Source organism: Saccharopolyspora sp. 6M (assembly GCF_020176775.1).
GTDB lineage: Bacteria > Actinomycetota > Actinomycetes > Mycobacteriales > Pseudonocardiaceae > Saccharopolyspora_C > Saccharopolyspora_C gregorii.
Map to the genome: position 1 here is coordinate 1 of NZ_JAIUJZ010000274.1, position 8,606 is coordinate 8,606.

Here is an 8,606-nt window from a genome sequence, read left to right on the forward strand (position 1 = left end):
GGGTTGGTCCCCGCCGCCCCCGCGCCGGCAGCGACCGCCCCGTCGCGGCGGGGTGCTGCCGGTGGTCCTCTCGATCCTCGCGGGCGTCGTCGTGCTGGCGTTGTTCACCGCCGTCGTGGTCGCGCTGCACGGCGGCGCGGACGCGGACCGGCCGGAACACGGATCCGAGCGGCTCCTCCAGCTGACGCCCGGCAACCCCGCCGTGCACTACGGCACGCCCGCCGCCTTCGACGACGGCGACACCTGCCTCACCGACCTCAACGGGGACTCGCAGCTGGAATTCCGCACCGGGAAGACCACCGTCACCCTGCACACCACCCACGAACCGCCGCGCGACCCGGCCCGGCTCCTTGAACCCGCCGCCCGGCAGATCATCCGAAACCTGGCCTGAACACGAGAACGGCCCCCCACCGGAGTCGGTGCGCGCCCGGTCCACGCCGTTCCCGTCATGCAGGCGGGATGTTTTCGAGGACTTCTGCGGCGATCTTCTCTGCGTAGCCGCAGGCGTCGTCCATCTCGGGTGTGCCGCCGGAGTGCTTGGCGTAGAAGACGTCGACGGATTGGGTGTCGGAAACACCGACCGCGACCGTGCACAACGTGTCCGAGAAGTTGACCAGAACCGCCGGGTATCCGGCGACCTCGGTGGGTTCGAAGTTGTCGAAGTTGCTCTTGCGGGCGTGCGCGGCCGTCATACCACCGTGGTTCGTGTTGATCGCGATCGATGTGCCGAGGGCATCACCGCTGATATCGCACGACGGTTCCTGGTATTCGCTGTCCGCTGGCTCGGGCTGTCCGTCCGCCTGGAGGGCTGCTCGTTGCTCGGCAGTGAGCAGCTGGCAGGCATCCGTGACCCCTTTGAGGTCCTTCGGGTTCCGCACCGCCAGAGCGGGGTCGATGTTCTCCGTGCTCGGCGCTGCTTGCGAGGGCTGTTCTCCACCCTCGCCGAGCGCACACGAGGAGATCGCGGTCAACGCGACGAAAGATGCTGCGACCAGGCCACAACGTCGTAACACGAGTAAAACCTCACATCTGATTAGAAGGAGCGGACGATCTCCCCACCGAACGTCGGCCATCCGCTGAGCGAGGTTGCTGTCCGTTCATTTCGGGCTGTTCAACAGTGCTAGGTCTCCTGCTCCTTGTCCGCCGACGTCGGTGCTGGACGAGAACGCGCACCGGAGCGGTGCGCGGCATGTCGTTCAGCCACACGTCGCCCTGCTAGGTCAAGGAACGTTCTTGAGTGCTTCCACTGCGATTTTCTCGGCAAAACCGCACGGATCGTCCATTTCTGGAGTGCCCCCGGCGTTCTTGGAGTAGTAGATCTCGAGGGACTGATCATCCGCGATCCCGACGTGCACGCGGCAGAGTATGCTCTGCGCATCCAGTCGCATGGCGGGATATCCGGCGACTTCTGTCGGGGTGAAGTTGTCCCACTTGCCTTTTCCTGCGTGCAACTTCGCCATTCCGCCATTGTTGGTATTGATGTCGATCATAGCGTTGTAAGCGTGGCTGAAGATTTCACAGCTGGGTTCTTGGTAGATGTCGTTCGTGAGCGATTCAAAATCTCTGTCGTCGCTCACGCCCAGATGCGTGCGCTGATCGGGAGTCAGGAGCCGGCAGGCATCGGCGATGCCTTTCAGATTTTTCGGGTTGTCCACCGCGAGGGCGGGATCTGCCCCGTTGCGGGGGGCGGGCCCGTTCTGGCTCTCCGCGGAAGGGTTACCTCCGACGGCGCAAGCAGAGAGGGTGGTGAGGGCGAGTAGTGAAACGGTGGTCATGCGAGCGCGTCGTAGCACGGTGTTGGTTCCTTACGCCTGATTCGGGGTAGCTGCTTCGTCCGCGGACCGGTAGTCATGCAACGCTGCATTGAGCTGATCGATCTGGCCTTGCAGATGCCTCTCGGCTTCGTTCACTGCTTGCGACGAGACGAACAGCGTTGGATGCGCTGATCAGGCGGTCGGAATGTTCTTCAGGGCTTCAGCGGTGATCTTCTTCGCGTAGCCGCAGGGGTCTTCCATTTCCGGTGTTCCGCCCGAGTTCTTCGCGTAGTAGATCTCGATCGACTGGTCGTCGGCGACGCCGGTGAGGATCGTGCACAGGTTGCCGGCGGCGTTGACCTGCGCGGCGGGGTACCCGTCCACCTCGGTGGCTTCGAAGTTCTCGAAGTTGCTCGCCCGAGCGTTCGCGGCGGTCATGCCACCGTGCTCGGTGTTGATGTCGATCGTGATCTTCAACGCGTCGCTTGAGATGTCGCAGCTGGGCTCTTGGTACTGCGGGTTCGTGGAAGGCTCGATCTCTGGTTCGCTGGTGCCGAGCTGGTTCAGCTGTTCTGGGGTCAGCAGTTGGCAGGCGTCGGTGATGCCATTCAGGTTCTTCGGGGAATCGACCTTCAGCGCGGGATCGACCGCCTCCTGGGAACCTGACGGTTCGAGCTGCTTCCCGCCTCCGCCTTGTCCCACGGCACAAGCGGAAATCGTGGTGAGCACGAAAAATGATGCGGTCAGCGCAGTGGTACGTCGTAGCACGACAAGGTCCTCATGCCTGGTTTGCGGAACGGGTATGTCTTTCATCGAACGGGCGGTCGGAACCCCCGGCCCGGCTCACGGAATGCCGTTGAGCACTTCCGTTGCGATCTTCTCGGCGTAGCCGCAGGCGTCGGCCATCTCCGGGGTGCCGCCGGAGTACTTGGTGTAGTCGATGGTGACCGATTCGCTGTCGGAGATGCCCACTTCGACGCTGCACGTGCTCGACTGGGCGTTGACCCGGGCCGCTGGGTACTCACCGATGCGGGCCGGTGCGAAGTTGTCGTGGTTGTCGGCGCTGCGGTAGATCTGTTCCGCACCGCCACCGGTTTTGACGTAGAGGCCGACCGAGAACGCGAACGCGTCGGTGCTCCAGTTGCACTTGGGCTCGCCGAAGGTGGTCGTGTCGGCCTCTCCGTTGTTCTCCGCGCCTAGCGTGCTCAGCTGTTCTGGAGTGAGCAGCTGGCAAGCATCGGTGACCGCTGCGACCGTCTTGGGCTGTTCGACCGCGAGTGCCGGATCGCCGCCGCCTTGGGGCTCGGGCGAGCTCTCAGGTGCGGGCTGTTCGCCACCGGTGAGGCCGCATGCCGAGATACCTCCGGCGGCGACCAGGGAAGTCGCAGCCATGACCGCGCGTCGAAGCACTGCTCTGCCGTCCTTGCGTTCGAGTTGTTGGGCAGCAAGACACCGAGGTTCGCCGACTTCGGTGCCGCGCGAGAACGGCCGCGCACCGGGTTCGGTGCGCGGCCGAGTTCTCGGTCAGGCGGGGATCGTCACTCGCCGAAGACCGGGGGAGCGGTGCGCGGCATGTCGTTCAGCCACACGTCGTCCTGCTCCTCCAGCCAGCTCTCGTGTTCCTGGTCCTCGTCCCCGGCGCCCTTCGCACCGCGACCGGCACCACCGGCACCCATCGCGCCCGCGCCACCGCGGCCACCCGCACCAGCAGCACCGGCACCCGCGCCACCGGCCGCGCCACCCGCGCCCGGAGTGCCGATGCCCGCACGGCCACCGGCACCCGGCTGGTTCGCGCCGGCACCGACTCCCGCGCGGCCGCCCGAGCCGGCACCCGCGCCACCGGAACCCGCGCGGCCACCAGCACCGCCGGCCCCGAGTCCGCTTCGGCCACCCGCACCCGCGCCGCCGCTCCCGCCGGGACCACCCGGCAGGAAGCCGCCGCCGATACCGCCGGCACCGCCGCCACCAGGTCCGGAACCCACGCCAGGGCCGCCGGGCACACCGATGCCGCCGGGCAACGAGCCACCGGCACCACCGCCGCCACCGGGCGACCACGACGAACCGCTACCGGACGGACCTGAACCACCAGGCCCGAATCCTGCGCCGCTACCACCGCCGATACCCGCGGTACCGCCGCCCGCACCCGGCGAGCCGCCGGCCCCGACACCCATCGGCGAGTTGATCGCACCGCTGCGGTCGAAGGAGCCCTGCCCGCCATCACCGTTCTGCGTTGGCGGCGGGTCGAACCGCGGGGGGTTCTGGACTTCCGGGCGGATGGTGCTGTCGTAGGTCTCGTACGTCTGCTTCGCGGCTTCGGCCGCCTCGGTGGCCTCCCGCTCCTGCTGCTGCAGGTCGGTCTCACCGCCGACGAGGAAGGCACCGCCCTTTTCCAGGAGGTTGTCCGTCGCGTCGACCGGCTTCGGCTCCGGCATCGAGTTCCGGACGGTGAGGAACCCGTCGACCTGGCGGTCGATCGACTCACCCGCGGCCTGCGAGGTCGACTGGGCGTTGGTGAGGAAGCTCGTCATCGGCTTCGTCGAGTTGCCGAACTGCTCGGCGGCCTTGCCCTCCCACGCCACGTTCGCATCGCGGTTCGCGGTTTCGAGCAGTTCCATGGCGTTGCCGAAGTGCTCGCTGATCGACCCCTTCAGGTCATCGGCGGCACGGGACATCTCGTCCGGCCCGGCGCCCTCGGTGATCTGCGTGTACTTCTCGGGGTGGTTGAACCCCACCTTCTTCATGATCTCGTCGACGTTGCCGGAATCGATCGGCGTCACGAGCGCAACGCCGATCACGATGGGAGCGGTCATGTCGCAGCGTCCTTCGTCTAGCCGCCAGATCTCGGATCAGGCGGGAGGAATGTTCTTGAGCACCTCGGCAGCGATCTTCTTGGCGTAGCCGCAGGCGTCGTCCATCTCGGGTGTGCCGCCGGAGTTCTTGGCGTAATAGACGTCGACGGATTGGGTGTCGGAGACACCGACCGCGACCGTGCACAACGTGTCCGAGAAGTTGACCAGAACCGCCGGGTATCCGGCGACTTCGGTGGGTTCGAAGTTGTCGAAGTTGTCCTTGCGGGCGTGTGCTGCCGTCATGCCGCCGTGGTTCGTGTTGATGGCGATCGATGTGTTGAGGGCTTCACCGTTGATATCGCACGACGGTTCCTGGTATTCGCTGTCCGCTTGCTCGGGCTGTCCGTCCGCTTGGAGGGCGGCTCGTTGCTCGGCGGTGAGCAGTTGGCAGGCGTCCTGGACGCCCTTGAGCTCCTTCGGGTTCTGCACCGCCAGAGCGGGGTCGACGTTCTCCTTGCTCGGCGCGGCCTGCGGGGGCGATTCTCCCCCTCCGCTGACTGCGCACGAGGAGATCGCGGTGAACGCGAAGAGGGATGCGGCGAGCGCGCTGGTGCGTCGTAGCACGGAAAAGTCCTTACGCCTGGTTCGGAGTGGCCGCGTCGTCCGCGGATCGGTAGTCCTGCTGGGCGGCCTTCAATTGATCGATCTGGTCCTGGATGTGCTTGCGGGCACCCGTGACGACCTGGGTGATGCCACCCTCCGAGTTCCCCATGAGCTTTTTGATCGACGCTGCGGCGCTCTTGCTCACCTCGTCATCGCCCGGAGGCTTGAGGAAGCCCGAGCGGCTCACCACTTGGAGGATCTTGTCCAACTCGTCCCGAGCATCCTCGTACTTCGCGATCATGCCCGGGATCGCGTCCGTGTCGACGGAGAACGACGCCCCCGACGTCACGCCCCCGTTGTTCACGGTGGTGTTGATGGTGGCCATGCTGTCTTACCCCCTAGTGTCACGTAGCTCCGTGATCGGCCAGTAGCTTGCCAGATCACGGGTGTGCGGTGCACCGATACGACGGTCTCCGGCCGCCGTTCGTTCCCCGCGGGCGGGCCGGATCACGCGTTCGGCCCAGCGGCGGGAGTCACCAGACCGACCGGCGCTGCGCGGCACCGGTGAGGTCGCCGAGGACGCGGCGGAAGGTGCCGACGTCGGCTCCGGCGACCATCCGCTGGTTCCCGGAGTTGTAGACGGAGACCCGGCCGCCTTCGACGTCGATGACCTGCACGGTGTGGTCGCCGCGGAACTCCTTGCGCTGCGCGTTCCACACGGTGACGCCGATCTGCCCGGCGCCGAGCTTGGTGCCGTCGAGCAGTTCGGTGGCCTTGCGGAAGTGCGCCACGTCCACCCCGCGGCCGCGCAGGCCCTGTTCGACGGCGCGCGGGTCGGTGATGCCCTTCTTCTCCACGTCGGCCATCACGGCGCGCAGCTCGCGGAGGTCGACGTTGACCGGCTTCATCTTCACCGGCGGGTGGTCGGGCAGCACCGAGACCAGGGCGGGCACGGAGTCCTCGGGGCGGACCCGCTCCAAGACGTAGCGGTCGCCGTGCATCACGCTGCGGACCGCGACCCGGCCGGACTGGGAGACGGCTGCGCGCAGCTCGGTGCCCTTCTTCGCGGAGAACCGCAGGTCGAACTCGACGGCGCTGGAACCGTAGACCCCGATCAGGTCCCACACCTCGTCGCTCACCTGGTTCGCGCGGTCGATGAGGCCGCGCTGCCTGCATCGCGCGTCGGCGGCGTCCAGTTCGGCGTTGATGTCCTGCACCGGCGTGCCGTAGTGGCTGTACTGCAGCACCGGCGGCATCCGCTTCAGGCCTGCCCTGCTGACGAGGACCACGAATTCCAGGCGATCGACATCGAGCTTGGATGCCACGCGCAACTCCCCAGTTGTCGGTACTTCGCGAGCAGCAGACTAGCGAACGGCCGAGTCGGGGAGGGTGACTTTCCGCTATCGGAGCTAGCCGTCGAGCCCCGACAACCCCTTCCACGCGCCGCGCGATCCGCGGCGTGACGCGGAGCGCTGCCAGCGGAACACCCCGTAGCCGATGAGGCCGAGCGCGAAGCCGGCCACGCAGGTCCAGAACTCGATGCCGCCGGGCGCGGTCGCGGCGAACAGCGCGACGCCGACGAGCCACAGCGCCGTCCCCGCCAGCACCACCGGGGTCGGCTGGGCCAGCCTGCGCGGCAGCGCGGGCACGGTGTGCGCCGGTTCGGGGGGTGTCGTCGCTGGTGAGGAGGGGGTGCGTGCGCTGTCTTCGGCCACGTCGGGCAGGCTACCCCGGTAGTCGTGAGCGGGGTGAGGTAGTGATGGCGGACAGGAATCCGGACGATCCGCGCGCGGGGTCGAGCGGTGGTGCGGAAGAACCGCTGGGTAGTTCCGGCGAAGGCGCTCCGGAACCGGTCGCGGAGCGGAGCGGTCCGGGGGCGAGCTCCTCGGGTGCCGACGCGGCCGGGTCGGCGCGCACCGGAGCGGCGACCGGCGTGCTGGACCGGTACTTCAAGATCAGCGAGCGCGGCTCCTCGCTGAGCCGGGAGCTGCGGGGCGGGCTGGTCACCTTCGTCACCGTCGCCTACATCATCGTGCTGAACCCGCTGATCCTCGGCAGCTACTCCGCGGACTCGCCGACGGCGAAGCGGGACGTGCTCGGCCACGTGCTGACGGTGCCGCAGGTCGCCGCGAGCACCGCGCTGGTCGCCGGGGTGATGACGCTGCTGTTCGGCCTGGTGGCGAACTACCCGTTCGCGATCGCGGCGGGCCTGGGCATCAACACGCTGCTCGCCGTCACCATCGCCCAGCAGGTCAGCTGGCCGGAGGCGATGGGCCTGGTGGTGGTGGACGGGCTGGTGATCCTGGTCCTGGTCGCCACCGGGTTCCGCACCGCCGTGTTCAACGCGGTGCCGCCCGAGCTGAAGGCGGCGATCGCCGTCGGCATCGGCCTGTTCATCAGCTTCGTCGGCCTCGTCGACGCCGGGTTCGTGCGCAGGCTGCCGGACGCGGCGAACACGACGGTGCCGGTGGGGCTGGGCATCGACGGCTCGATCGCGTCGTGGCCGACGGCGGTGTTCGCGTTCGGGCTGGTGCTCACCGGGATCCTGGTGGCGCGCAAGGTGCGCGGCGGCATCCTGATCGCCATCGTGATCAACACGGTGGTGGCGATCGTCGTCGAGGCGCTGGTGCACGCGGGCCCGTCCGAGGGCACCGATCCGCACGGCTGGAACCTCGGCTACCCGGCGCCGCCCGCGGAGATCTTCGGGCTGCCGGACCTGTCGCTGGTCGGGGACATCTCGTTCGGTGCGTGGACGCGGCTGCCCGCGCTGGCCGCGGCGATGCTGGTGTTCACCCTGGTGCTGGCGAACTTCTTCGACGCGATGGGCACCATGACCGGCCTCGGCAAGGAGGCCGGGCTCGCCGACCGCAAGGGCAACCTGCCCGGCATCGGCAAGGCGCTGGCGGTGGAAGGCGTCGGTGCCGTCGCGGGCGGGGTCGGGTCGGCCAGCTCCAACACGGTGTTCGTGGAATCCGCGTCCGGTATCGCCGAGGGTGCGCGCACCGGGCTGGCGAACGTGGTCACCGGGCTGCTGTTCCTCGCGGCCATGTTCTTCACCCCGCTCTACAGCGTCATCCCGGTTGAGGCGGCGGCTCCGGCGCTGGTCGTGGTGGGCGCGATGATGCTCGGGCAGATCCGCGACGTGGACCTGTCCGACTTCGCCAAGGCGCTGCCCGCGTTCCTCACCATCGTCGTCATGCCGTTCACCTACTCGATCGCGAACGGCATCGGGGTCGGGTTCATCTGCTACGTGCTGCTGCACGCCGCCACCGGCCGGGTCCGGCAGGTGCACCCGCTGATGTGGGTGGTGTCGGCCGCGTTCGTCCTCTACTTCGCCGCGGATCCGATCTCGGCGCTGTTCGCCTGACTGCTCGTCCCCTCGGTTGTGTAGTGGTCGGGTGGCGGAACCTCAGCGGCTTCCTCGCTGCGGGATCGTTTTCGCAGGTGGCTCCGCCACATG

Annotated in this window: 11 protein-coding genes; 2 read left to right on the forward strand and 9 right to left on the reverse strand. The window is 67.8% G+C overall.

Translation table 11 applies throughout. The features are described 5' to 3' along the window. Window positions 1-61: 61 nt before the first annotated feature. On the forward strand, window positions 62-391 hold the full coding sequence (locus LCD31_RS27180; RefSeq protein WP_224962751.1) for a hypothetical protein: 330 nt from the start codon (window positions 62-64) through the stop codon (window positions 389-391). A gap of 55 nt (window positions 392-446) precedes the next feature. On the opposite strand, the gene LCD31_RS27185 is transcribed toward LCD31_RS27180, so the two are convergent. The 9 genes from LCD31_RS27185 to LCD31_RS27225 all read right to left on the reverse strand — a co-directional run bounded on the left by LCD31_RS27185 (window position 447) and on the right by LCD31_RS27225 (window position 6,861). Next, window positions 447-971, reverse strand: a complete 525-nt coding sequence (locus LCD31_RS27185) for a DUF3558 domain-containing protein (RefSeq protein ID WP_224962753.1) — start codon at window positions 969-971, stop codon at window positions 447-449. Between the two features lie 249 nt (window positions 972-1,220). Further along, window positions 1,221-1,775, reverse strand: a complete 555-nt coding sequence (locus LCD31_RS27190) for a DUF3558 domain-containing protein (RefSeq protein WP_224962755.1) — start codon at window positions 1,773-1,775, stop codon at window positions 1,221-1,223. A 171-nt stretch (window positions 1,776-1,946) separates the two neighbouring features. Beyond that, window positions 1,947-2,522 (reverse strand): DUF3558 domain-containing protein, encoded by a 576-nt coding sequence (locus tag LCD31_RS27195; RefSeq protein ID WP_224962757.1) that lies wholly within the window; start codon window positions 2,520-2,522, stop codon window positions 1,947-1,949. Between the two features lie 75 nt (window positions 2,523-2,597). Further along, the gene (locus LCD31_RS27200; protein ID WP_224962759.1) at window positions 2,598-3,146 is read right to left on the reverse strand and encodes a DUF3558 domain-containing protein; all 549 of its coding nucleotides are present in this window, start codon (window positions 3,144-3,146) and stop codon (window positions 2,598-2,600) included. A gap of 146 nt (window positions 3,147-3,292) precedes the next feature. Further along, window positions 3,293-4,564 (reverse strand): PPE domain-containing protein, encoded by a 1,272-nt coding sequence (locus tag LCD31_RS27205; RefSeq protein ID WP_224962761.1) that lies wholly within the window; start codon window positions 4,562-4,564, stop codon window positions 3,293-3,295. 36 nt (window positions 4,565-4,600) lie between these two features. After that, entirely contained in the window at window positions 4,601-5,167 is a 567-nt protein-coding gene (locus LCD31_RS27210) for a DUF3558 domain-containing protein (protein WP_224962762.1), read from the reverse strand. 10 nt (window positions 5,168-5,177) lie between these two features. After that, the gene (locus LCD31_RS27215; protein ID WP_224962764.1) at window positions 5,178-5,531 is read right to left on the reverse strand and encodes a hypothetical protein; all 354 of its coding nucleotides are present in this window, start codon (window positions 5,529-5,531) and stop codon (window positions 5,178-5,180) included. A 148-nt stretch (window positions 5,532-5,679) separates the two neighbouring features. Continuing rightward, a complete protein-coding gene (locus tag LCD31_RS27220; protein WP_224962766.1) occupies window positions 5,680-6,471 on the reverse strand; it encodes an ESX secretion-associated protein EspG in 792 nt (263 codons plus the stop codon). Window positions 6,472-6,555: 84 nt separating this feature from the next. Then, complete coding sequence (locus LCD31_RS27225) at window positions 6,556-6,861, reverse strand: DUF2530 domain-containing protein (RefSeq protein ID WP_224962770.1); 306 nt, start codon at window positions 6,859-6,861, stop codon at window positions 6,556-6,558. Window positions 6,862-6,905: 44 nt separating this feature from the next. On the opposite strand from LCD31_RS27225, the gene LCD31_RS27230 reads away from it, so the two are divergent. Continuing rightward, window positions 6,906-8,513 (forward strand): NCS2 family permease, encoded by a 1,608-nt coding sequence (locus tag LCD31_RS27230; protein ID WP_224962772.1) that lies wholly within the window; start codon window positions 6,906-6,908, stop codon window positions 8,511-8,513. Window positions 8,514-8,606 lie beyond the last annotated feature (93 nt).

Excerpts from the sequence above, each read along its gene's own strand:
- LCD31_RS27230 (WP_224962772.1), top strand. The coding sequence starts at position 6,906 with ATGGCGGACAGGAATCCGGACGATCCGCGCGCGGGGTCGAGCGGTGGT.
- LCD31_RS27215 (WP_224962764.1), bottom strand. The coding sequence starts at position 5,531 with ATGGCCACCATCAACACCACCGTGAACAACGGGGGCGTGACGTCGGGG.
- LCD31_RS27190 (WP_224962755.1), bottom strand. The coding sequence starts at position 1,775 with ATGACCACCGTTTCACTACTCGCCCTCACCACCCTCTCTGCTTGCGCC.
- LCD31_RS27205 (WP_224962761.1), bottom strand. The coding sequence starts at position 4,564 with ATGACCGCTCCCATCGTGATCGGCGTTGCGCTCGTGACGCCGATCGAT.
- LCD31_RS27200 (WP_224962759.1), bottom strand. The coding sequence starts at position 3,146 with ATGGCTGCGACTTCCCTGGTCGCCGCCGGAGGTATCTCGGCATGCGGC.